Raw genomic sequence first — 24,535 nt, forward strand, 5'->3', positions numbered from 1 at the left:
TCCATGTTTTCGCAAGGACGTCGCCGGGCCGTGCCCGCGGCCCTGGCCGTCGCGGCTCTGCTGACGGTGGCCGGCTGCTCGGGATCCTCGTCGTCCGACGGCACCTCGGTCGACGGCGGGGCCCTTCAGGTCATCCCCGCCGCCGACCGCAAGGCGCCGATCGAGATGTCGGGCACAACGGTGGACGGCGAGAAGCTGGACATCTCCACCCTGCGCGGTAAGCCGCTGGTGATGAACGTCTGGGGTTCCTGGTGCGGCCCGTGCCGCACCGAGGCCCCGGCGCTCCAGGCGGCCTACGAAGAGCTCGGCGACAGCACCAGTTTCGTCGGGATCGCCTTCCGCGACACCGAGACCGGTGCCAAGACCCACGAGAAGGAATTCGGGATCACCTACCCGAGTCTGTTCGACGAGGGCAGCCTGCTGCTCAACCTGAACGGTGCGGTCACCTCCCAGTCCATCCCGGTCACCCTGATCCTCGACGAGCAGGGCCGGATCGCCGGCCGCTACGTCGGCACGGTCACCAAGGTGACGCTGATGGACCTGGTCGAAGACGTCGAGAAAAGTTCGGAAGCGGCATGACCGGCACGGTGATGAACGGGCCGCTGCTGGTGGCCGTCCCGATCGCGGTCCTGGCCGGGCTGGTCTCCTTCGCCTCCCCCTGCGTGCTGCCGCTGGTGCCCGGCTACCTGGGTTACGTCACCGGCCTCACCGGGGAAGACCTGGAGCAGCAGCGCCGCGGCCGGATGGTGCTCGGCGTCAGCCTCTTCATCGCCGGCTTCACCGCCGTCTACGTCACGATGGGCTGGATCGCGGGGGCCCTGGGCCGCTCGCTGATGGAGTACAACGACACCATCACCCGGGTGCTCGGCGCCGTGGTGATCGTGCTCGGCCTGGTGTTCGCCGGGTTCGTGCCGAAGCTCGGGTCGATGGAGAAGCGGATGAGCATCCGCCCGGCCGCCGGCCTGCTCGGGGCGCCGCTGCTGGGCGTGGTGTTCGGCCTCGGCTGGACCCCGTGCATCGGCCCCACGCTGACCGCGATCGTGTCGATGTCGAGCGGCTTCGGTGACGCGAAACGTGGTGGGCTGCTGGCCTTCGCCTACTGCGTCGGGCTGGGCCTGCCGTTCCTGCTGGCCGCCCTGGCCTACCGGCGCGCGATGTCGGCGTTCGGCGTGCTGCGCCGGCACCGGGTGGCGATCACCCGCTTCGGTGGCGCGATGCTGGTGCTGATCGGCGTGCTGCTGGTCTCCGGCCTGTGGGGGCAGCTGATCGCCCACAGCCAGGGATTCATCGGCGGTTTCGAGCTGGCGATCTGATGAGCATCGACGACGACGTACAGCTGCGGCCCGGCCAGAAGGGCAAGCTGCCGCAGATCGACGACGGTGGCCGCCCGGCGATCGTGCAGCCGAAGCTCGGCCCGATCGGCTGGCTGCGCTGGATGTGGCGCCAGCTGACCAGCATGCGCACGGCCCTGATCCTGCTCATGCTGCTGGCACTGGCGGCGATCCCGGGTTCGCTGATCCCGCAGACCCGGATCGACCCGTCCAAGGTCACCACGTTCGCCACCGACCACCCCGGCCTGACCCCGTGGATCCGCCGGGTGGACGGGTTCAACGTCTACGGCTCGCCCTGGTTCTCGGCGATCTACCTGCTGCTGTTCATCTCGCTGATCGGCTGCGTGATGCCGCGCGGCAAGCAGCAGTTCAAGGCCCTGCGGGCGAAACCGCCCAAGGCGCCGCGCCGGCTGGAGCGGATGCCGGTGCATGCCCGGGTAGAGACCGCCGCGAGCCCGGAGGAGGTGCTGGCCGCGGCGCGTAAGGCGCTGCGCCGCAAGCGCTACCGGGTGCACGCGCACGACGGTGAGACGGTCTCGGCCGACCGCGGCCTGCTCAGCGAGACCGGCAACCTGACCTTCCACCTCTCCCTGGTCGGCCTGCTCGCCACGATGGCCGTCGGGTCGTTCATCAGCTACTCCGGCCAGACCGTGGTGACGGTCGGCGACACCTGGTCGAACACCCTGCCGCAGTACGACACCTTCCAGGCCGGCCGCGCGGTGGACTCCGACGACCTGCCGCCCTACTCGTTCACGCTGAAGAGCTTCACCGCGGCGTTCGAGGAAGACATCAAGAACAGCCAGTACGGCGCGGCCCGCGACTTCGAGGCCAAGGTCGAGTACACCTCCGAGCCGGGGGCGAAGACCCAGGAGAAGACCATCCGGGTCAACTCCCCGCTCGACGTCGACGGTGCCCGGGTGTTCCTGGTCGGCAACGGCTACGCGCCCGAGATCACGGTGCACGACGGCGAGGGCAACGAGGTCTGGTCCGGGGCGGTGCCGTTCCTGTCAACCGACTCGAACTACACCTCGACCGGCGTGGTGAAGATGCCCGACGCGGAGCCCGAGCAGCTCGGTCTGTTCGCCGTGTTTCTGCCGACCGCGGGCTACGACGCGGACACCGGCGCCGAGGTGTCGATCTTCCCCGACGACCAGAACCCCAAGCTCCAGGTGTACGCGTTCACCGGGGACCTGGGCCTGGACGACGGCGTGGGACAGTCGGTGTACGAGCTCGACCAGACGAACCTGACCGCCGTGCAGGACTCGGACGGCAAACAGTTCACCAAGACCATCGCGGTCGGCGACTCGGTGAAACTGCCCGGCGGCAACGGCACCGTCACCTTCGACGGCGTCACCCGGTACGTGGCCCTCGACGTGCGCTCCGACCCGACGAAGATCTACGTGCTGGTCTTCGCCCTGCTGGCCCTGCTCGGCGTGACCGCCTCACTGTTCGTGCGGCGTCGCCGGGTCTGGTTCCGGGCGGTCGCGGGGGCCGGGGGTGTCACGGTCGTCAGCGTCGGCGGCCTGTCCCGCACCGAAGACACGCAACTCGTCGACGAGGTGCGTAACCTGCTGATGACCGCGGTGCCGGAGCGGACGGGCGAGACGCCCGCGGTCGACGACGAGAAAATGGTGGACGACGAGAAGCCCGCAGACGGGCCTGCCGCGTCCGAGAAGGCCGTAGTGGCCGAGAAGGCTGTAGTGGCCGAGAAGGCCGACGAGGCCGAGAAGCCTGAGAAGGCCGACCCGAAGAGCGACGACCGACCGCCGTCCGGCGAAGGAGTTTGACGTGGGCGTCAACGAGACCCTGGCGCATCTGAGCAACAACCTGATCTATTCGGCGATGGCGGCCTACGCCGTCGCGCTGATCGCCTTCGCCGTGGACCTGTCCGGCCGGGGCCGGGTGGCGAACACCGCCGCCGCACGGGACAAGGAGCTGACCCGGGTCGGCGCCTCCGGCCCGGAGGTCAGCGGGGCCGGGGCCGGTGGCCGCGAGCTGCCGCCCACCTCGTTCGCGGCCGGAGACAGGCCGACCGAGAAGCGCCAGACCGTGGCGATGGCGATCATGGTCACCTGGCTGGCCTTCGCCCTGCACGTGGGTGGCGTGGTCACCCGCGGCCTCTCGGTGGACCGGGCGCCGTGGGGCAACATGTACGAGTTCTCGATCAGCGGCGCGATGGTCGTGATCGGGGTGTACCTGATCTCGCTCTGGCGCGCCGACCTGCGCTTCCTCGGCACCTTCGTGGTCGGCCCGGTGCTGCTGTCGCTCGGCCTGGCGGTCGCGGTGTTCTACACCGACGCCGCCCAGCTGGTGCCCGCCCTCCAGAGCACCTGGCTGGTCATCCACGTGTCGGTGGCGTTCGTCGCCTCGGCCCTGTTCGTCATCGGGTTCTCGCTCACCGTGCTCCAGCTGGTGCAGGACCGGCGGCAGGCGCTGGCCGCGGCGGGCAGGCCGCCCACGCGCGGCGCGTTCATGGAGAAGCTGCCCACCGCCGAGGTTCTCGACCGCACCTCGTACCGGCTCTACGCCGTGGCGTTCCCGCTGTGGACGTTCACGCTGATGGCCGGGGCGATCTGGGCCGAGAAGGCCTGGGGACGCTACTGGAACTGGGACCCCAAGGAGATCTGGAGCTTCATCATCTGGGTCGCCTACGCCGCCTACCTGCACGCCCGCGCCACCCGCGGCTGGGACGGACGGCGCGCCGCCTACCTGGCCTGCGTGGCGTTCCTCTGCCTGATGTTCAACTGGTTCGGCGTGAACATCTTCTTCTCCGGTCTGCACTCCTACGCGGGCATCGAGTAAGAACCCCGAGAACCAGGGACGGCGTCGAGCTCCGCACGGGCTCGACGCCGTCCTTAGTTGTTTGGCCCTCGGACGCCTACGATTGGGCGATGGCCAGAGTTCTCTTCGTGCTCGTGGCGATCGGGGTCACCGTCTACGCGGCCATCGACTGCCTCCGCAGCAACGACGACGAGGTTCGCGCCCTGCCCAAACCGTTGTGGCTGTTGCTGATCGTGCTGCTGCCGCTGCTCGGAGGGCTGGTCTGGGTGTTCTTCGGGCGTCAGGATTCTCCCGGCAACCAGCCGCCGCGGCGGCTGCGCACCCTCGGGCCCGACGACGACCCGGACTTCCTGCGCAGCCTCGACCTGCGGCGCCCGAAACCGGACGACGGCGACAAGTAGCGGCCACGCCGCTCACCGCCGGAGGGCGCGGGGCAGGCGCAGGGTGAACAGGTTGGTCACGTCCTGGGCCGGCATCGCCCGGGCGATGGCCTGACCCTGCACCACGTCGGCACCGATGCGCCGGGCGCCCTCCAGCTGCCCGGCGGTCTCGACCGATCCGCACACCACCCGCAGCCCGAGCGTGTGACACAGGTGCGCGGCCGCCCGCACCACCTCGTCCGGCTCGCCGAGTTCCGCGGCCAGCCGGCCGTCCAGCTTCACCGCGTCGATCGGCAGCCGGCGCAGCATCGTCAGCGAGGTGCCGCCGCGACCGAAGTCGGCCAGCGCCACCGGGATCCCGAGCGAGCGCAGCATCCCCAGCGTGACCAGTGCCGGGCCGGACTCCTCCAGCTCGCCGGCGTTCACCTGGAGCACCAGCGACGACGCCGTCAGGCCCCGGATCGCCAGCTGTGCGGCCACTTCGTGGGCGAAGTCCGGATCGGCGAGCTGGGCCGGTGACAGCCCCACCCAGACCTGCTCGACCCCGACCCCCTCGTGCCGCCAGACCACCAGCGCGGCCAGGGCCCGGTTGATCGTCTGGAGCCCGAGCGCGACGCCCAGGCCCAGTTCGTCGGCCAGTGGGACGAAGGCCTGCGCGTCCGCGGTGGTGCCGTCCTGACGGCGCCAGCGCGGCAGGGCCTCGGCGCCGGTGATGTGGTCGTCGTCGTCCAGGCCGGCGCCGAGCGCGAGCATCGGCTGGAAGTCCACCTCGATCAGGCCCCGCAGGACGGCCTGGCGCAGCTCCTGCTCCAGACCCGCCCGCAGCAGGGCCCGGGCGCGCTCGGCCCGGTCGAACATGCTCCAGCGTCCGCGGCCGCCGCGGCGTGCGGCGCGCACCGCCTCGTCCGCCGCCTGGAGCAGGTCCTCGGCGGTGACCAGTCCCGGCCCGGAGATCGCGCCGCCGAGCGAACAGGTCAGGCCGAACTCCCGCCCGCCGCGGGCGGTGACCGAGCCGGAGGTGAGAACCGGCTCGTGCATCAGCCGGGTGACGGTGCGGGCGACGTCGGCGCAGGTGTCGGCGTTCGGGGCGGCCACGTCGTCGGTGAGCACCAGGGCGAACTGCCCCCGGCCCACCCGGCCGACCAGCAGGTCGCCGAAGGCGTCGGCGATCCGCAGGCCGGCCTGTGCGGCCAGGTCGTCGGCCACGGCCGGGCCCAGGCTGTCGGCCAGCGCGTCGAAGCCGTCCAGGTCGGCGAGCACCAGCCCGACCGGCGGCTGGGTGCTGCCGCGAGTGATCGGGTCGGGCTCGGTGAGGGTGATGGCGACGGCCCGCAGCAGGCCGTCCCGGTTCGGCAGACCGGTTGCCGGGTCGATCGAGGACGACGCGACCAGCGCGGCCGCCTCGGCGCGGGCCCGGCGCTCGGCCGCCAGCGCGGCCGAGGCGGCGCGCACCAGGCGGCGCCGGGCCGTGGTCGAGGTGATTCCCACCAGTGCCGCCACGAGAATGCCCGAGCCCAGCGCGATCTGGATGCCGACCAGGGGACTGTCCTGGGGATGCAGCAGCAGCCGGGCGATCCGGGCCGGGCCGTCGAGCAGGGTCCGGCCGGTCAGGGCGCCGGCCAGGGCGAGCACCGCCAGCCCGGTGACCAGCCGACCGGCCACCGGCCCGAGCAGCAGCGGGTAGGAGGCCACGGTGGCCAGCACGATCACCAGCGACACCGGGGTCATGGCCGGGGCGAGCACGGGCAGGGCGGCGGCGGCCCCGAACAGCACCGTGGCCCGCAGTACCCGCATGGCCGGGAGGAACCTCGAGATCGGCAGCAGGGCCAGCAGCCCGGCCGCGGGGAGGGCCGCGAGCGCCAGCCAGATCTCCGGCGGCGCCGCGATCGCCCAGGCCGTGGCCGTGGCGATCATCGACAGCACCACCACCAGCACGGCCTCCGGGATCCGGCGGGACTCCGGCACGGGCTGCAGACGTACGGGGCTCAGATCGACCCCGACCGACCCGACCGAGCCCGGCCGGCTCCCGGTCAGGCTGACGGGGACGGCCATGGATGTCGGAACCGTTGTGGCCGTGGGGTGTTTCGGGATTGCCGGGGCTGTCAGGAGGTCTTCGGGTGAGACGGCCCGTGTGCCGGAGGCGGTGGGGTCGAAGGGGAAGGAGCCGGGCCCGGTGGGATTCGTTGCGGTGAAGGAAGCTTCGGCGGTGTCGTCGTCCCCGGTCCGGTTCAGGGTGGGCGGGGCCGAGGGGGGCATCGGGCGGGGGCGGTGGATCAGCTTCGGGCCGTCGGACAGGTCGATCGCCATCGGGCCCGGCTGCTCCCACTCGGCGGTGTCGGGCTCCGGTGTGGTGGCGCGGTCCGGTTCGGCGTCGGGTTCGTCCGGCCGTGGGGTCGAGTCTTCCGGCGTGGCAACCGGTTCCGGCTGTGGACGGTCGGTGCGCCGGGCGCGGGGGGTTTCGTCGTCCTCGTGTGGACCCGCCGGACGCGGCACCGGACGGACCGCCGGACGTGGCCAGGGGATGCCACCCCGATCGGTGCCGAAGGCCAGCGTGTCGAAGCGGTGGTCGTGCCGGGCCGGCCGGTCGCGCAGGGGGTTCGGGATGGCCAGGGGCGGGGTCAGGAGCGGGGTCGGCAGGCTCGCCTCGACCCGCTCGCCCCGGCCGGTACCGTGCTCGCCGGTGATCCGCCGCAGGCGTCCCCGGGTGGTCCGGATCCGGGCCCGCACCCGGGAACCGCGCCGGGCGCCGCGGCCCATCCGGCTCCACCGGCCGGCCGGGGCCGGGGGCAGGTCCATGCCGCCGACCCCGAAACCGGGGGCGGGAACCGTCGGAGGGTGGTTGCCGGGACGGGGATCGCCGCCGGAGTCGGCCCCGAGAAGCTGCATCGTGTCTCCTTGCTGGCGCCGGTTGCGCGGGTCACCCGGATGGGCGAACGCTGATGCGCGTTGCTTCGGCAGTACCGGGCGGCAGCTTGAAGACAGGTGGGCGGGATACTCTGGGGGACGTGCACCAGGCTCTGATCAAGTACACCGTGATGCGATTGGCGCTGTTCGTCGTCGCGCTGGTGGTGCTGGACCTGTTCATGGACCCCAGCATCCTGTGGCTGGCGGCCGCGGCCGTGATCTCGATGGCGTTGTCGTACCTGTTCCTGTCGCGCCCCCGCGAGCAGCTGACGCAGGCCATCACCGACCGCACCGAGAAGCGGCTGAACCACAAGGCCGAGGCCCGGCGGACCGGGCTCGACCGCCCCGACGACGAGATCGAGGACGAGGCGGACGACGCGGCCCGGGCCCAGGGCGAGTAGCAGGCCTTCAGAAGGCCAGGCCCACACCCATCAGCAGGGCCCACACCAGGCCCAGGCGCCCGGTGTCCTTCAGCGCCGGGATCAGTCCCAGCCCCACGGCACCCGACGTGACGCTCTCCACCGGTCCCTTGGCCAGCGGCAGGGCCAGCAGCGCGATCGTCGTCCAGTGGTTCCACGGCGCGATCACCACGGTGATCACGAACGGCAGGGCCACCAGGAACACGTAGAACACCCGCGTGCTGGCGTCGCCGAGCCGGACCGCGAGGGTGTTCTTGCCACTCACCGAGTCGGTCGGGATGTCGCGCAGGTTGTTGGCCACCAGCACGGCACAGGCCAGCGCACCCATGCCGACGGCGGCACCGATCGAGGCCAGTGAGACCGTGCCGACCTGGGTGTAGGTGGTGCCGAGCACCGCCACCAGGCCGAAGAAGATGAACACCGCGACCTCACCGAGACCGGCGTAGCCGTAAGGGTGTTTGCCTCCGGTGTAGTACCAGGCGGCGAGGATGCACAGCACACCGACGGCGAGCAGCCAGTACTGCCCGGCCAGCACCACCAGCAGCAGTCCGGCCAGCGCGCCGACGCCGAACGCGCCGAACGCGGCGGTCTTCACCTGCTGCGGCGTGGCGGCCCGCGAGCCGGTCAGCCGGAACGGGCCGACCCGGTCGTCGTCGGTGCCGCGGATGCCGTCGGAGTAGTCGTTGGCGTAGTTCACGCCCACCTGGAGGGCCACCGAAAGGATCAGTGCGAGAAGCGCTTCGAGCAGCTGCTCGGCGCCCCAGCCACGGTCCATGCCGATCGCCGCGCCGGTGCCGGCCAGAACCGGTGCCACGGAGAGCGGGAGGGTACGCAGTCGTGCGCCCTCGACCCATTGGGTCGGTGTGGCCATTGCGTCAGATTCCTTTCACGAACTGGTCAGGATCGTCGTGATCGCGGCCCGGTCGGGCTTGCCCGGGCCGCGCAGGGGGAGATGGTCCAGCACCGTCAGCTGCCGGGGCGCGGACCGGGCGGAGACCAGCTCGGTCACCAGTGCCCGGGCCTGGGCCAGATTAGGGGGTTGCGCACCGGGCGAGAGCACGATCGCCGCGGCCACCCGCTGACCCCACTCCGGATCCGGCACGCCGACCACGACCGCCTCGGCCACGCCGGGCAGCCGGTGCAGCGCGGCCTCCACCGGGCCGGGGGCGATGTTCACGCCGCCGCTGATGATCATCGAGTCGAGCCGGCCGCCGACGCGCAGCACCGGACCGTCCCAGGTGCCGTGGTCGCTGGTGACGAACCGGCCCCCGGCGAACACCCCGGCGGTGGCGGCCCGATCGCCCAGGTAGCCGCGGGCCAGCACCGGCCCGCCGATCCGGATCCGGCCGGTGTCTTCGTCGAGGGCGATGTCCACGCCGTCCAGCGGCACCCCGTCGTACACGCAGCCGCCCGCGGTCTCGCTCATCCCGTAGGTGGTCACCGGCCTTGCCCCGGCCGCGACCGCGCGCTCCAGCAGGGCCGGGCTGGTGGCGGAGCCGCCGACCAGGATCGCGTCGTAGCGGCGCAGGGCCTCCAGCGCGGCCGGGTCCGCGGCGTCCAGGATGCGGGTGAGCTGGGTCGGCACCAGCGAGGTGTAGAGCCGGCGCCCGGTCAGCCGGGCCGTGGCGGCGGCGAAGCCGGCCGGGGTGAAGCTGCCGGTCAGGTCCATCACCACCGGGGTGGTGCCGGCCACCAGCGAGCGCACCAGCACCTGCATCCCGGCGACGTGCTGCGCGGGCAGGGCCAGCAGCCACTGGCCGCTCCCGCCCAGCCGGTCGTGGGTGGCCGCGGCCGAGGCGAACAGGGCCGAGGCGGACAGCAGAACCCGTTTGGGGACGCCGGTCGAGCCCGACGTGCGCACCGAGACCGCCGTCGGGTCCGAGGGGTCGTCGTCCGGGCCGAGGAGGTCGGCCGGCGGCTCGACGGGCCCGAGCACGGTGGTGCCGGGCCCGGTCCTCTCGTCGTCCACCGGTGTGGCCCGAACCCGGCCCGGGACCGGGGTGACCGGCCCGCCCGACGCCCCCATGACGTCCTGTGCGGCGTCCCCCGTGGGCCCTGCGGAAGGACCGCCCGACTCGCCCGGATCGGAACCGACTGTGGATTTACGGTGACTTTGAGGAACTTCGTCGCTGAGTGCGAGGGCCGGTCCGCTGCCCGAAAGCGCCGCGCGGAGCACCGGCAAGACCCCCAGAATGCGGTCGTCTGCGCAGGTCAGGAGGGTTACCAAGGTGCGGGGAGGAAGCCCTGTGGTCACTGGGCCAGGGTAAGCGGTGACCTGATCGGCCAGCGCGGCAGGTTCCCCAGGCGGGTCGGAAGTGGCAGGCTGCTGCCGTGCATTCCGTGGAACAGGCGCTGGCCGCAATCGGCCGCGCCGAACCCGAGGTGGCCGAGGACGCTCGGGCGGCTTGGGAATCGCTGACCGGGGGTGACGGGCCCGAGTCGGTGACGCAGTGGCGACTCCAGCAGTTCTGCTGGGACGAGCTGAACCGCTCCTGGATGTCGGACGCCGCGGGTCGCTGGCGGGTCGCCACCGCACTCGCCGCCCTCCTCGACGGCCTGGGGATGCAGCGGTACTCCGGCATCGCCCGCAGCGACACCACCCGGCAGATCCTGTTCACCGGCGACCAGGCCCCCGACCGGGGCCGCACCGTGGTGCGCCGGGCCATGCAGCGTTCCGGCATCGAGCCGCCCGACACCGAACTGCTCACCTGGGGCGCCATCATGGGCCAGGCCGAGGCCCAGGCCCGGGAGGCGGTGGCCGACCGGCTGGAACTGGCCGTCGCGGTCGGCGACCTCCAGCCCGGCACCCGCGGCTGGCGCGACGCGCAGGCCGAGATCACCCTGAACGTGCTGCTCTCGCCGCGGATGGACCTGTCCGGCGAGGCCCTCTACGACCAGATCCTCGACGAGCGTCTGGACGACTGGGTGCGCGGCCCGCGCTCCACCACCCGCGGCGGTCTGCTGGCCCCGCTGGAGGCCTCGCTGCGCGAGAACGTCGACCCGGGGATGGCCGCCCCGGCCCGTGCCCTGCTGCGCCCGCTCGACTGGCTGCTCACCGAGATCGGCGACGGCCTGGCCCTGACCGCGGCCGGCTACCTGCCGCCGCGCACGGTGTCCCGGGCTCTCGACGAACTGGGCTGGCGCGACGAGCTGATCGGCCCGGCCAACCGTGAGGTGGACGCCTACCCGGTGCTGGTGCTGCGCGAGACCGCGCAGCGTCTGGGCCTGTGCCGCCGCCGCGCCTCACGCCTCACCCTGACCCCCAGCGGCCGGGCCGCGCTGGCCGACGGCCGCACGCTCTGGCACTCGGTCGCCGCCGGGCTGGTCGGGCCGGAGCACTCCGCCCTGGCCGTGGCCTGGGAGGTGGTGCTGGCCGTGCTGGCGCCGGGTGACGTGGTCGGCGAGGAAGACGTGCGCACCCTGGTGCAGGCCGTGATCACCGAGTCCGGCTGGCGGGTGGCGGGCCGGCGCACGCCGTCGGAGAGCGACACCAGTGCCCTGTTCTTCGCGGTGCTGCGTGAGCTGCGCTGGATGGAGCTGGTGGAGGAGTCCGGCGCGCTGCTGGACCGTCAGCTGCGGGCCCGCTCCGGCGCTGCCGACCTGTTCCGGGCCGCGCTGCGGCACCGGGTGCTGCACCGCGACATCGTGCCCTTCTAATACCTGCTCAAGAAGCTCGGGATCTCTTCCGGCGGAAGCGGTCTGGCGAAGAAGTAGCCCTGGCCGACCTCGCAGCCGACGTCGCGCAGCAGGTCGGCCTGGGCCTCGCTCTCGATGCCCTCGGCCGTGGTCTCCAGCGACAGGATGCGGGCCAGGTCCACCACCGTGCGCACGATCGCCAGGTCCTCCTCCACGGTCTCGATGTTGTCGATGAACGACTTGTCGATCTTCAGCTTGTCCACCGGGAACCGGCGCAGGTACGACAGCGACGAGTAGCCGGTGCCGAAGTCGTCGATCCCGACCTGCACGCCCAGCCGGCGCAGCTCGGACAGCTGCGCGGTGATCCCCTCCGGGTCCTCCATCAGCACGGTCTCGGTGAGCTCCAGGGTGAGGGCCGAGGCGGGCAGCCCGGTCTCGGCGAGCGTGCTGACCACGTCCTGCGCCAGCCCCCCGTCGGACAGCTGGCGCGCCGACACGTTGATGTTGAGCCGCAGGTCCGGGGCCGGGCCGCGGCGCCAGGCCGCCACCTGGCGGCAGCTGGTCACCAGCACCCAGCGGCCCATCTCGATCACCGCGCCGGTCTCCTCGGCGATCGGCACGAACAACGCCGGCGAGATCATCCCGCGCTCCGGGTGCCGCCAGCGGATCAGCGTCTCCACCCCGATCGGCATCCGCTGCGGCAGCGTCATCAGCGGCTGGTAGACCAGCTCGAACTGGTTCTCCGACAACGCCCTTCGCAGGTCACCCTGGAGCTCCAGGCGGTCCCGGGCGTCCTCCTGCATCCGCTGCTCGAACACCGCCGCCCGCCGCGACCCGGTCTTCTTCGCCTGATACATCGCCAGGTCGGCCTGTCGCAGCAGCTCACCGGTCTCGTGCTGGGCGGCGTCGCCGTGGGCCACGCCCACGCTGGCCGTGACGAAGATGTCCCGCCCGGCCAGCCGGATCGGCCGGGCCAGCTGTGTGGTGATCCGCTCGGCCGCCCGCAGCGCCGGGGCGGTGCCCCGGGTGCCCTCCATCAGTACCGCGAACTCGTCGCCGCCCAGCCGGGCCACCGTGTCCGAGTCCCGGATGCACTCGCGCAGCCGCCGCGCCACCTCGGCCAGCAGCTCGTCGCCGGCGCCGTGCCCGAGCGTGTCGTTCACCGCCTTGAACCGGTCCAGGTCGATGAACAGCACGCTGACCTCGGCCGGATCGTGGTCCGCCGGACCGGACAGCGCCTGCTTGAGCCGGTCGAGGAACAGCGAGCGGTTGGCCAGCCCGGTCAGCGAGTCGTACGACGCCTCGCGGATCGCCTCCAGCGTGTTCGCGTCGTTCAGGGCCAGGCTGACCTGCTCGGCGAACGCCCCGAGCAGGTCCTGCCGCCAGTCCTCCGGGCCCAGCCGGTCGGCGGCGCTGGTCACCAGGCTGCCGATGATCCGGCCGTTCACCTGGACCGGCGCGGCGATCAGGGTGATCTCGCCGTCACCGTCGTCGAGGGCGGTGACCAGCTCGTCCGCCTCGATCGCGGCCGAGGCCATGCGCAGCACCGCGTCGTCGGTCTCGGCGGGGCCGCGGTGGCCGCTGACCGAGGGGATGTTCGGCCGGTCGGAACCCTCCAGGTCGAGCAGCACCAGGGCGACGAAAGCACCCTCCAGCATGCCCGAGGCGCCCTCGGTGACGGCGTCCAGCACCAGCTGGAGCGGCACCCGGTGGGAGATGTCCCGCTGGATCGCCAGCAGCGTCTCCAGCAGCCGCTCCCGCTGCCGCACGGTCTCCAGCAGCTTCTCCCGCTGCCGGGCCTCCTGCTCGGTGCGGCGCCGGGCCAGCGCGTTCTCGAACGACACGGCCAGCTGCCCGGCGATCAGCCGCACGGCGTCCAGCCGGTCCGCCGAGAAGGCGTTGGTGTGCAGCTGGTTCTCCAGCACCAGCACCAGCCGGGACTCACCCCGCGACCGGATCGGCACCACCATCAGCGCGCAGCAGGGCAGGGTACGCAGGTACTCGTCGCCGGAGAACCGGTCGTCACGGGTGGCGTCGGCCACCAGCAGGGGCTCCCCGGTGCGCTCGGCGTAGCGGAACGCGGACACCGGAAATCCCTGGCCGGCCAACGTCTTCGTGCCCTGTCCCGGGCTGGTCCAGTCCTCGCCGTCACGCAGCAGGATGGTCACGTCGGTGGCCCCGGCCATCGCGGTCAGCACCTCGACCACCCGGGCGTGCAACTGGTCGAAGGCCGTCTCCCGGCCGATCGCCTGCGAGGCCGACAGCACCGCCAGCAGGTCCACGGCGTCGGTGCCGTCCACGCCGGGGGAGGCCACCTCGTCCACGTTGTGCGGCCGCGGCTCGTGATCGGGGGTGACCGCCCTCAGGAACGGGTAGCGCTGGCGCATCTGCTCGACCTTGGCCACCGCGCCCCAGGCCAGGTACGAGTCCCGGGCCAGGGTGAGCATGGCCCGGGCGCCGTACTCGTGCCCCTGCGCCTGCCGGAACAGCCCGGCCCGCTCCACGATCAGGGCCCGGTGCCAGCCCCGGTAGGGCACGGTGTTCAGGATCGCCTCGTCGAAGTGCCGCAGCGCCGCCAGCGGGTCGCCGTCCGCCCAGGCCACCTCGGCGTCGATCCAGGAGATCAGGTGGCCGAAGGTGGCCGGCAGCTCCTGCGCCCGGCGGCCCAGCCACTCCCGGCTCACCTCCAGCCGGGCCCGCAGCTCCGCGGCCGCCTCCGGCCCGGCCGACGGCAGCGACCAGGCCAGCGAGAGCACGTTCAGCAGGTGCGCCTGCGAGCTGGAGTACCCGCTCTCCAGGAACGGGAACCGGGCCATCACCGGGCCCAGGTGCGCGGCCAGCGACTGCTCGTCGCCGAGCACCGCGGCCAGCAGTGCGGCGAGCAGGTGCCGGCCGACCACGGCCGGCTGCACGGTCAGCCCGATGTCGGTGTCCAGCTCCGGCGGCTGATCACCGCGCAGCGCCAGCACGAAGTGCCGGAAGCTCACGATCAGCTGCCGGGCCTGGTCGTTGCCCATCCGGGCGGCCAGCGCCAGGCCCTGGTCGGTGCCGGCCAGCAGGCCGGCCAGGGTGGGGCTGAAGTCGAGCATGCTGGAGCACAGCGTGTGGTAACTGAACGCGGCGGCCTGCGGCTCGCCCCCGCGCAGCAGCCCGGACTCGGCGTGCTGGAGGTCGGCGATGGCCGTCTCCAGTGGTTCGAACCAGGGCCGGGCGGTAGCGCCGCACAGGTAGCGGGCGTACGAGCTCTCCGGCTCGTAACCGCGTTCGGTGCTGACCGCCAGCACCCGCCGCACCACCCGGTACCCGGTGCGGAAGTCGCCGTTGCGGCCGATGGTCAGGATCGACGAGTGCGAGAGCGCCTCCACCAGGTGGCGCTGCGGGCCGTGCTCGTCCCACATCCGGCGGCTGGTCAGGATCAGCCAGCCGAGCAGGTCGTGGTCGGCGAAGAAGGCCGCGTGGTTCAGGCGCCGCAGCACCGCCGCCCGGGCCAGCACCCAGGCGTCGCCGGTCTCCGGCCGGCGCAGGTCCCCGGCCACGTCGTCGGCCTCGGCCCAGGCGGTGAAGTCGGGCATCCCGGCGGTGGTGAACGGCCCCAGCTCGTCGGCCGGCGGCACCGGCGTGCCGAGCGCGGCCAGCTGCCGCCGGCCCAGGGCGATCGCCTCGTGCACCCGGCCGCGGTTGGTCAGCGCGGCGATCTGGAGGCACACCGACTCGTTCAGCCGCAGCGGGTCGGTGCAGCGCCGCACCAGCGACTCGAACAGCGCGTCCATGGTGTCCAGCTCGCCCAGGCCGTACACGGTGGCGTGCCGTTCCAGGTCGAGCCGGAGCAGCAGCTGCTCGTCCTCCTCCTGGCTGAGACCGTCCAGCAGCCGCATCCCGGCGGCGTAGAACCGTTCCGCCGTCACCGGATTGGTCACCCGGATCGCCGAGCCGGCCCGTTCCAGCAGGTCCGCGGCCCGGCGCCGCTCGGCCGGGTCGGTCAGCTCGGGCAGGGCCGCCACATACTGCGCCGCGGCCGTGGTCAGGTGCCGCGGGTCGCCGGCCAGCCGGTGCGCGATGGTCAGGTGCAGCAGCCCGGCGCTGCGTCCCTGGCGTCCCGGCCCACGCAGCAGCCGGTGGCTGCGCTCGTGCCGGAACCGCACCGTGCCCTCCTCCTCGGCCTGCCCGGTCGTGGTCGCCACCAGGCCGTCGACGATCGCCGGGTCCAGCCGGGCGTCGAGTTCCTCCAGCGACATCCCGGCGGCGGTGGCCAGCACCGTCAGCCTGCTCTTCGGCCCGAGCGCGGCCAGCACCTCCAGCACGGCGACCGTCGCGTCGGGCAGCCGCTCCAGCCGCCCGCCCAGCGGGTCACCGCTCTCACCGCCGGTCAGCCGGCCGCGCACCGAGGTGGCGTCCCAGGTCCAGCCGGACTCGCCGAGCCGCAGCGCCCCCTCGGCCCGCAGCGCGTTCAGCAGCTCGATCGTCTCGGACGGGTTGCCGCGGGTGCGGGCGCCCACCATGTCGGCCAGCCGGGCCGACTCGCGGCGGTCCAGACGCAGCATCTCGGCGAGCATCTCGGCCAGATCGTCGCGGGCCAGGTTCTCCACCCGGATCGCGGCCGGCCACAGGCCCAGCTGGGTCCAGCGCGGCACCAGCGCGTGGATCGCGTGGCCCTCGCCCACCTCGTCGTCGCGGAACGCCCCGACCAGCAGCAGACCGTCGATCTCGCTACCGGTCAGCACGGCGTCGAGCAGCCCGAGGGGGAACGGCGCGGCCCACTGGAGCGAGTCCAGCACCATCACCACCGGGCGCTGCCGGGAGGCCGTGGCCCGCAGCACGTCCAGCGCTCCCTGCCGGGCCCGGCTCTGGATCTCCAGCGGGTCACCCAGCGGCGGGTCGCCGGCCACCCCGAGCACCGGGGCCAGGTCGGGCACCAGCCCGGCCATCAGCGAGGCGTTGCCGCCGAGCATGGTGCGCAGCCGTTTGCGCTGCTCCACCAGGGCGCTCTCGGTCTCGGCCAGCAGCAGCCGGCCGAGCGCACCGAGCGCCTCCACCACGGCGTTGGAGCGCAGGTCGGAGTCGGCCACGTCGAAGGTGCCGGAGATGAACCAGCCGCCGGCCGAGGCCACGGTCGGACGCAGCTGGTCGATCAGCGCGGTCTTGCCCACCCCGGCCCGCCCGGCCACGAGCACGCCGTTCGACCCGCCCGAGCAGACACCGGCGAAGGCCGAGCGCAGCCGGGTGATGTCGGCGTCCCGGGCGAACAGCCGCGCCGGGCCGGTGAGCTGGTGCGGGAAGTCGTGGTCGCCGAGCAGGAACGGGCCGATCGCGGCCAGCTGCCGCCCGCCGTGCCCGCCGCCGGCCCTGACGATCTCCTGCCGCAGCCGCTTCAGGTCGTGCAGCAGCCCGGCGGCGCTCTGGTAGCGCCGGCCGGGTTCCTTCTCCAGCAGTTTCGCGAGGATGTCCGAAAACGGTCGTGGGCAGTCCGGATTCAGCAGGGCGACCGGGGTGGGCAGCCGGGCCAGCTGGTCGCGCATCAGGCTCAGGGCGTCGGTCTCACCGCGGCCGAACGGGGGTTCACCGGCGCACAGTTCGTAGAGCATCACGCCCAGCGTGTACAGGTCGGCCCGCTGGTCCACCGGCTGGGCGGTGCGGCCGGTCTGCTCCGGGGCCAGGTAGACCAGGCGCTGCATGATCGAGTTGCTGTGCGCGTAGCCCGGCCGCTCGCCGGAGAACATCGTGGCCCGGTCGAAATTGACGATCGTCGGGCGGTTTCCGGGAACGCTGAGGAGGATCACCTCGGGGTTCAGGTCGGTGTGCACCACGCCCCGGGCGTGGATCTGGCTGAGCAGGGCCGCCAGGTCCACGGCGAGGTCGACCAGGGCCGGCAGGTCGAGGTGCCAGTTCGGCGTGCGCATCAGCTGCCGCAGCGAGTTCCCGCGGAAGGCCCGCACGTGGAAGATCGCCCCGGTGACGCCGCCGGCCAGTTGCGGCACCCCGGTGATGCCCCGCAGGCGCTCCATCACGGCCGCCGAGTGCCGGGAGCGCTGGGCGGCGTTGGGCCCGCGCATCTCCCGCCGGATCAGCGCGTCGTCGCCGCTGCCGACCCGGGTCACCCGGCCGAATTGGTCGTCGTGGAGCAGGACCTCGCCGGGCGCCAGGCCGGGGGGCGCCTCCGCCGGCCGCTGCCCCGGAACCGCGCTCTCGGCCCGGGCGCCACTGCTGCTGCCCGGTTCCGTGTTGGTCATCAGTCGTGCCTCGCAATCCCCGTCCTTGCGAGGTATCGCCATGACGGTGCGAACCCTTGACGCCCGACCAGCGGTTAACCACGGACGCCTGAGGCGGGTTCACACCGGGCGCGACTAGGCTGTCCACATGTTTGATACAGATCGAACACACGTGCAGGGCATCCCGCTCGGTGCCGACGCCCCCTACGGCGTCTGGCTGGGCCTGGGACCGCAGGCGCTCGGCGCCTATTCGGGCCGGGAGGGCGAACTGGCCGCCGAGCTGGAGGGCCTGAACTTCCCCTCGCTCTGGCTGGGCGGCTCGTGGGGCGCCGACCTGGCGCCGATCGAGCGGCTGCTGGCCGGCAGCGAGCGCCTGGTGGTGGGCACCTCGATCGCCAACATCTGGCGTGACCCGGCCGAGCAGGTGGCCGCCGCCCACACCCGGGTGGCCGAGCGGTTCGGCAACCGGTTCGTGCTCGGCCTGGGCGTCGGGCACCATCCGCAGACCGAGCTCAACCAGGGGCAGTACGCCCGGCCCCTGGCGAAACTCGCGGCCTACCTGGACGTGCTCGACGCCGCCGACCCGCCGGTGCCGGCCGGGCACCGGGCGCTCGCCGCGCTCGGCCCCAAGGCCCTGGAGCTGGCCCGGGACCGCTCGGCCGGTTCGCTGCCCTACCTGACCACGCCCGAGCACACCCGCACCGCCCGCGAGACCCTTGGCCCGGAGCGCTTTCTCGCGCCCGAGCAGAAGGTGGTGCTGAGCGACGACCCGGACGAGGCCAGGGGCCTGGCCCGGACCGCGCTGCACCACTACCTGGAGCTGCCGAACTACCTGAACTCCTGGCGCCGGCTGGGCTTCGGCGAGCCGGACTTCGAGAACGGCGGCAGCGACCGGCTGATCGACGCCCTGTTCGGCTGGGGCCCGGACGCACTCGACCACGTGCGGCGGCACCGTGAGGCCGGCGCCGACCATGTCTGCGTGCAACCGATCCCGCGGAACGGCCGGCACGCCCTGGACGAGCTGCGGATCATCGCCCGCGAGCTGCTCTGAGTCACAATTGAGGACGACGACGAGCCGCGGCACAGCTCGTCGTCGTCCTCAATTCTGCTCTTCGGGCCTCTCGGGGGGTTTCGGCTTCTTCTTGCCCTTCTTCTCCTGATCGTCGTCAGGCCGGGTCAGGGTGCGTTGGCGCTGCGCCCGGGCGAGACCCGCGATGAAGTCCGGGTCGTCGTCGGGGCCCACCGGGTACTGGGTCATGCCCTGCGCCGCCCAGCCGGTGCCGGACGGATGCCCCGGCGCGTGCTCGTGCCGGCCCCGGCGCGGGCCGGAGGCCAGCAGCCAGCACACCGCGCCGAAGAGCGGGACCAGGATGATGACGGCGACCCACTGGCCGCGGGTCAGACGGTACAGCTCGTCCGCTGGAGTTTGTACGGCGTCGATCACCGAGTAGACGACCAGGCCGATGTACAGCAACGCGGGCAAGGCGGTCAGCAGCACGTTCCGCTCCCCCTTCCTTCGGTTTCCGATCCCGGCGCCCACCGGGCGCGCGGCATCCCTCGGCGGGTCCTGGTGCCGACGACCGGCCGGGAGAAATCCGTACTCCCAAGCCTGCCACGTCCGGCGCGGTATGTGACCGTCGAACGGTCTGGGAGTCGCCGGGGAATCCGCGGGGAGGATCAGTAGTAGTACGGGTACGGGCTCCAGTCCGGCTCGCGCTTCTGGAGGAACGAGTCCCGGCCCTCCACCGCCTCGTCGGTCATGTAGGCCAGCCGGGTCGCCTCACCGGCGAACACCTGCTGCCCCATCAGGCCGTCGTCGGTCAGGTTGAAGGCGAACTTCAGCATGCGCTGGGCGGTCGGGCTCTTGCCGTTGATCGCCGCGGCCATCTCCAGCGCCGCGTTCTCCAGGTCGGCGTGGTCGGCCACCTCGTTCACGGCGCCCATCCGCTGCATCGTCTCGGCGTCGTAGGGCCGGCCCAGGAAGAAGATCTCCCGGGCGAACTTCTGGCCCACCTGCTTGGCCAGGTAGGCCGAGCCGTAGCCGGCGTCGAACGAGCCGACGTCGGCGTCCGTCTGCTTGAACCGGGCGTGCTCGCGGCTGGCGATCGTCAGGTCGCAGACCACGTGCAGGCTGTGCCCGCCCCCGGCCGCCCAGCCGCTGACCACGGCGATCACCACCTTGGGCATGGTGCGGATCAGCCGCTGCACCTCCAGGATGTGCAGCCGCCCGCCCTCGGCCCTGGTGCGGGCGTCGTCCACCGTGTCGGCGGTCTCGCCCTCGGCGTACTGGTAGCCGGAACGGCCGCGGATGCGCTGATCGCCGCCGGAGCAGAAGGCCCAGCCGCCGTCCTTCGGGCTCGGGCCGTTGCCGGTGAGCAGCACGGTGCCCACGTCAGGGGTGCGTCGTGCGTGGTCAAGTGCCTGGTAGAGCTCGTCCACGGTGTGCGGGCGGAAGGCGTTGCGCACCTCGGGACGGTTGAAGGCGATGCGCACCGTGCGGCCTGCCGGGCCCGAACGGGTACATCTGTGATAGGTGATGTCGGTAAAGTCGTATTCGGGAACGGACTCCCACGACAGCGGATCGAAGATCTCGGAAACGGTCTCGGCAGCTTCGTGGGGGGTCGTCACCCACCCGAGAATAGGCTGGCCGGCCTCGCGAACCGGCCCGGCCCCCGCGACGGCGAGCCCCAGGGCGGGGGTGGTGGCGAAGTGGTCCGCGAACCACGGATGAGATTCACCCTCCGTGGGCACGACGCGGTCTGGTACTACCAGCACCGGTCGCACAGTCACGTCCTCGTCGACCCCGACGCTCTCAGTCGTTCCCAGGCCCCGGGATTCGTCCGGCCGGCCGAGCTCTGGGCCGCCCCGCAGTGGTCGAGGCCGCCCAGTGCGCCGGTGGTGCGGTACGCGCAGCTGTTCGGCTCCCTGATCTCGATCGAGGACGACGAGGAGCCCGCACCCGCGCTGCCGGGTGCCGGGTCCCGCGTCGTCGACCGCGCCCGGGTGGTCGACTTCCTCACCGACCCGGCCTTCCGGCTGGGCGCCCTCGGCACGCTGATCGACGCCGTGGCCGGGGCGATGGCGGGCGGGCCGCCGGCGGTGCTGACCGTGCCCAGCCCCGACATCGGCATGCTCTGGATCGGTCTGGTCAGCTTCCTCGCCCCGCCGCCGGTCAGCCTGCGGCTGTCGTTCTCCGGCTTCGAGCGGGTCACCGACGTGCTGGCCCGGGCCTCCGCCGAGGCCGGTGGCGAGGGCGACCTGATCTCGGCGGCCCTCCAGGAAGACGACCCGGAGGGCTGGCGCACGCCGGTGCTCAGCGTGGTGCTCGACTACGACCTGGACTCGCACCTGCCTCGCGACCCCGACCTGCCCGTCGTCATCATCGACCCGCGCTCCGACCCCACCCTGATCACCGCCGGCGGACGGGCCTACCGCCGTACCCATCTGGGCCAGCGGGTCCGGGTCACCGACTGGTCGCGGCTGGCGCTCGACGCGGTCTGCGAGGAACCCGGGGCCCTGGAACGCTGCCTGCGCCGGCTCGACGAGGTCAGCCTGGCCACACCGCCGACCGGCGGGCCACGCGGCGACTGGTGGCCGGGCCTGGGCAACTGGGGCGCGGAGCCGGGGGAGAGCCCCGACGCGAAGGGCGCGGCCTGGTTCCTGGCCGCCGCGGTCGCCCTCACCCCGGGCCTGCCGTTGTCGCTGCCCACCGCCACCCGGATCATCCTGCGCGACACCCCGCCCGGGCTGACGTTGTCGGACGACCTGGCCGCCGCGCTGGCCGCGCTGGTCACGGCCACGGTCGACGACGCCGGGCAGGCCTGGGCCCGGCTGGTCTCGGCCCGCGAGTCCGACCCGCCCCGGCCGGCGCTGGTGCAGGCCGCCTTCGAGAGCTACCTCTACCTGGCACTCGACGACGACTCCTGGCTGCTGCGCGACCCGCCGCCGCTGCCCGCCACCGTGCGCTTCGACCCGGGACTGGCCGCCCGGCTACGCGCGCCGCTGGCCAAGCTCACCGACCGGCTGAGCCGGCCGGCCGGGGGAGGGGACGGCGACGTGCGGCACGGCGTGCTGCTGCTGCGCGCCGTCGACTTCGCCCACCGCACGGCCCGTCTGGTGCACGGCCCCGACCTGGCCGCGGCCGGGCTGGAGCTGCTCGCCGACCGGGCGGTGCGCATGCTCGCCTCGCCCGACGACGGCCTCGGCGAGCGGATCGCCCGGGTGGCCGGGGCGCTCGCCCCCGCCGCCCTGGCCCGCTGGATCGTGCCGCACCTGGCCGAGATCGGGCACGAGCCCGGCGGCTGGCTGCACTCCACCCGGCCGGCCGGGGAACGGCTGCCCGCCGAGGTGCTGGCGCTGGTCGCCCCGGCGGTGGACGCCGACCGGCTGGCCCGGCTGCGGCCGGAGGAGCTGGCCGCCGCCGACCGGGGCCAGGGCCCGGACCGGGTGGCGCTGGAGGTCGCCGTGGCCTCGGCCACCGGCCGGATCTCCGGCGACCCCCGGCTGCGCGGCCCGGCGGTGCGGCACCTGCTCCGGCTCGCCGTCGAGGCCAACCCGCACGTCGACCCGGAACCGCTGGTGGCGGGCGTGTTCGAGCGGCTCACCGCGGGGGCTCCGTGGAGCGCCGGGCTGCTGCTCCAGATCGCCGAGCCCGCCCCCGAGGCCCTGGCCCCGCACCTGGTGCCGGTCGCGTTGCGGCACCTCGGCGACTGGCACGACGACGTGGACAGCGCGCGGCTGGCCGCCGTGCTGCTCAAGCGCATCGACTTCCTGCCCCGCCGGGACCCCGACGGCCGCGAGCGCCCCCGCCGGGCCGGCGTCACCGACGCCCAGGCCCAGCTGCTCAACCTGCTGGCCGTCACCGGCCCGGGCTGGCAGGAACAGGACGACGGCCTGCACCGGCGGGCCGCCGAGCTGCTGATGTTCGCCGACCGGGCCTGGCCCGGCCTGGACCAGGCCGAGCGCCGTCTGATCGCGCCGCGGGTCACCGTGGCCGCGTTCGCCGTGGCGATCGCCGCCGAGCCGGCCCAGCGGGACACCGTGCTGCGCTCGCGGTTGCCGGTGGTGCCGGTGGGCAGTGCCTGGCGCGAGGCCGTGCCCCTCGGCCTGGAGGCGGCACTGCCGCTGATCGCCGGCCTGCTCCGGCAGAACCGGTACCGGCTGGCCGGGGAGGTGGTGATCGCCTCCACCCGGGCCATGCTGCGCCGGCCCGGCGAGCTGCCCGCCCAGGCGCTGCCCGATACCGGGACCGACGTGCCCCGGCTGCCCGCGCTCCCGGTCGGCCCGGTCCTGCGTCACCTGGTCGACACCGAGGCCGCCACCCCGTTCGCCGCCCTGACCGCCACCCGGCTGGCGGAGAACCTGATCGCCCTGGTCGAGGCCGAGGTCCGGGCCGCCACCGGGCCTGTCGACCGGGCCGGGCTGAGGGCGTTCTGGGAGCAGGCCCTGCCCGGATCCGTCCTGGCCGCCGATCCGTTCCCGCTGGAGGCGGGCGAGCCCGGGGTGATCCCGGGCCAGGTGCTGCCGAACGCCCCGGAGCACGGCCTGCGTTCGCGCCTGCGCTCGGCGGGCTCGGCGCTGAGCGGCTACCTCTCCGGTTCCGTGTCACCGGCCCGGGGCGTGCGTCGTCCGGAGCTGCCCCCCCGCCCCACCCCGCCCCACGGCATGACCCCCGAAGACAGCTCCCGCGACCGCCCCCGCCCGGCGTTCCGGCCCGGCGACGCTGACGATTCCTGGGCGGTGGATCCCGGCCGCCCGGCCGGGTCCGGTCGGTCAGCCGAGCCGGACCGGTCGCCTGAGTCCGGCCGCTCGGCCGAGCCCGGAAAGGCACCGGAATCCGATCGGTACCCCGGACCGGACGGGTCGCCCGGAGGCGTCAGGTCGCCCGAAGCCAGCGGGTCGCCCGAGCGATCGGGAGACCCGGGGACGCCGGGACGCGGCACGCCGTCCAGGCCCGCCGAACCTCGTGGTTCCGCCGAATCCGCACCCGACTACCGGTCGGCGCGAGGAAGCCACGTGGAGCGTGCCGACCGCGATGACCTCGCCCAGTGGACCGACCGCGCCGAACGTCCCACCCTCCCCGGGCCGGGAAGCTGGCCCTCGCAGCAGGGACTGGCCAGGTACGGCAACCTGGCCGGTCACGCCGAGACGCCCGGCATCGACGCCGGCACCGACGCCGGAACCAAGGACGAGATCGCGGGCGGCACCGACCCCGGTCAGGGAAACACCGCAGAGCGGCCCGACCAGCCCACCTCGGCGGACCGTCCTGACGTCATCGGTCGGCGCGGCCCGTTCGACCGGTACCGGCCCGCCGACCGGCGTGAGCCCGCCGACCGGCGTGAACCTGCCGACCAGAGTGAGCCTTCCGACCGCCCCAGCTTCGCCGAGGGACTCGGGCTCACCGATCACCCCGAACCCGCCGACGAGTCCGGGCACACCGACGGGCCGGATTTCATCGATCGTCCCGGGCCGGTCAGCAGGCCGGTCAGCAGGCCGGTCAGCGGGTCAGCCGGCGGGTCAGCAGGCGGATCAGCCGTCGAGCCGAACCCTGCCGACCGCCCCGACCCGGCCCGCCGGACCGAGCGCCTCACCCGCGACACCGAGGACCCCGGCCCCCCGCACGACCCCACCGGCGACGGGACGGAAGCAGACGACCTGGCCGAGGGTGGTACCTCCCCGGCCACCGAACCGCCCTCGCGCCCGGACGCCGGGCTTCGCCGCCCTCGCGGCGCCGAGCGTGCGGTGAACCGGCCCCCGTGGCTGGAGTGGGTGCGCTCGGTCCGGCGCCGGCGCTGAGCCATGAGCCCGCGGCCGGCTGAGCGAGATGCAGTCATGGTGCGGAGCACGGAGGAGGGCATCCGAATTCTGACACCGGCCTA

General features: G+C 73.3%; 15 protein-coding genes. 9 read left to right on the forward strand and 6 right to left on the reverse strand.

Annotated features, from left to right (window positions below):
* The first annotated feature begins 3 nt into the window (after nt 1–3).
* The 5 genes from KIH74_RS02365 to KIH74_RS02385 all read left to right on the forward strand — a co-directional run bounded on the left by KIH74_RS02365 (nt 4) and on the right by KIH74_RS02385 (nt 4,513).
* Nucleotides 4–579 carry a TlpA family protein disulfide reductase gene (locus KIH74_RS02365; RefSeq protein WP_214153928.1) on the forward strand — a complete coding sequence of 192 codons (576 nt, stop codon included), beginning with the start codon at nt 4–6 and terminating at the stop codon, nt 577–579.
* Entirely contained in the window at nt 576–1,313 is a 738-nt protein-coding gene (locus KIH74_RS02370; RefSeq protein ID WP_214153929.1) for a cytochrome c biogenesis CcdA family protein, read from the forward strand. The genes KIH74_RS02365 and KIH74_RS02370 overlap by 4 nt, the downstream gene beginning before the upstream one ends.
* Nucleotides 1,313–3,118, forward strand: a complete 1,806-nt coding sequence (resB, locus tag KIH74_RS02375) for a cytochrome c biogenesis protein ResB (protein WP_214153931.1) — start codon at nt 1,313–1,315, stop codon at nt 3,116–3,118. The genes KIH74_RS02370 and resB overlap by 1 nt, the downstream gene beginning before the upstream one ends.
* Nucleotide 3,119: 1 nt before the next feature.
* Entirely contained in the window at nt 3,120–4,133 is a 1,014-nt protein-coding gene (gene ccsB, locus KIH74_RS02380) for a c-type cytochrome biogenesis protein CcsB (RefSeq protein ID WP_214153932.1), read from the forward strand.
* A gap of 89 nt (nt 4,134–4,222) precedes the next feature.
* Entirely contained in the window at nt 4,223–4,513 is a 291-nt protein-coding gene (locus KIH74_RS02385) for a PLDc N-terminal domain-containing protein (protein ID WP_214153933.1), read from the forward strand.
* A gap of 12 nt (nt 4,514–4,525) precedes the next feature.
* Here KIH74_RS02385 and KIH74_RS02390 read toward each other — a convergent pair whose 3' ends face one another.
* Nucleotides 4,526–7,378 carry an EAL domain-containing protein gene (locus KIH74_RS02390; protein WP_214153935.1) on the reverse strand — a complete coding sequence of 951 codons (2,853 nt, stop codon included), beginning with the start codon at nt 7,376–7,378 and terminating at the stop codon, nt 4,526–4,528.
* A 119-nt stretch (nt 7,379–7,497) separates the two neighbouring features.
* Here KIH74_RS02390 and KIH74_RS02395 point away from each other — a divergent pair, with 119 nt between their 5' ends.
* Entirely contained in the window at nt 7,498–7,797 is a 300-nt protein-coding gene (locus tag KIH74_RS02395) for a DUF4229 domain-containing protein (protein WP_214153937.1), read from the forward strand.
* 7 nt (nt 7,798–7,804) lie between these two features.
* Here the strand turns inward: KIH74_RS02395 and KIH74_RS02400 are convergent, their stop codons facing one another.
* Both KIH74_RS02400 and menE read right to left on the reverse strand, forming a co-directional pair.
* On the reverse strand, nt 7,805–8,686 hold the full coding sequence (locus KIH74_RS02400; protein WP_214153939.1) for a 1,4-dihydroxy-2-naphthoate polyprenyltransferase: 882 nt from the start codon (nt 8,684–8,686) through the stop codon (nt 7,805–7,807).
* A gap of 15 nt (nt 8,687–8,701) precedes the next feature.
* Nucleotides 8,702–9,841, reverse strand: coding sequence for an o-succinylbenzoate--CoA ligase (gene menE, locus KIH74_RS02405; protein WP_214153941.1), 1,140 nt, complete (start codon nt 9,839–9,841; stop codon nt 8,702–8,704).
* Between the two features lie 305 nt (nt 9,842–10,146).
* Here menE and KIH74_RS02410 point away from each other — a divergent pair, with 305 nt between their 5' ends.
* Nucleotides 10,147–11,472, forward strand: coding sequence for a hypothetical protein (locus KIH74_RS02410; RefSeq protein WP_214153942.1), 1,326 nt, complete (start codon nt 10,147–10,149; stop codon nt 11,470–11,472).
* Here KIH74_RS02410 and KIH74_RS02415 read toward each other — a convergent pair.
* Nucleotides 11,469–17,678: an EAL domain-containing protein gene (locus KIH74_RS02415; protein WP_214153944.1), complete on the reverse strand. Its 6,210-nt coding sequence runs from the start codon at nt 17,676–17,678 to the stop codon at nt 11,469–11,471. The genes KIH74_RS02410 and KIH74_RS02415 overlap by 4 nt on opposite strands.
* Nucleotides 17,679–17,805: 127 nt before the next feature.
* Here KIH74_RS02415 and KIH74_RS02420 point away from each other — a divergent pair, with 127 nt between their 5' ends.
* Nucleotides 17,806–18,708: a TIGR03620 family F420-dependent LLM class oxidoreductase gene (locus KIH74_RS02420; protein WP_214153945.1), complete on the forward strand. Its 903-nt coding sequence runs from the start codon at nt 17,806–17,808 to the stop codon at nt 18,706–18,708.
* Between the two features lie 48 nt (nt 18,709–18,756).
* On the opposite strand, the gene KIH74_RS02425 is transcribed toward KIH74_RS02420, so the two are convergent.
* A complete protein-coding gene (locus KIH74_RS02425; RefSeq protein ID WP_214153947.1) occupies nt 18,757–19,155 on the reverse strand; it encodes a PLD nuclease N-terminal domain-containing protein in 399 nt (132 codons plus the stop codon).
* A gap of 179 nt (nt 19,156–19,334) precedes the next feature.
* The gene (locus KIH74_RS02430; protein WP_214153949.1) at nt 19,335–20,285 is read right to left on the reverse strand and encodes a 1,4-dihydroxy-2-naphthoyl-CoA synthase; all 951 of its coding nucleotides are present in this window, start codon (nt 20,283–20,285) and stop codon (nt 19,335–19,337) included.
* 99 nt (nt 20,286–20,384) lie between these two features.
* Between KIH74_RS02430 and KIH74_RS02435 the strand changes: the two genes are divergently transcribed.
* Entirely contained in the window at nt 20,385–24,452 is a 4,068-nt protein-coding gene (locus KIH74_RS02435) for a hypothetical protein (protein WP_214153950.1), read from the forward strand.
* Nucleotides 24,453–24,535: the final 83 nt, after the last annotated feature.

The sequence above is a fragment of the Kineosporia corallincola genome (assembly GCF_018499875.1).
Lineage (GTDB): Bacteria > Actinomycetota > Actinomycetes > Actinomycetales > Kineosporiaceae > Kineosporia > Kineosporia corallincola.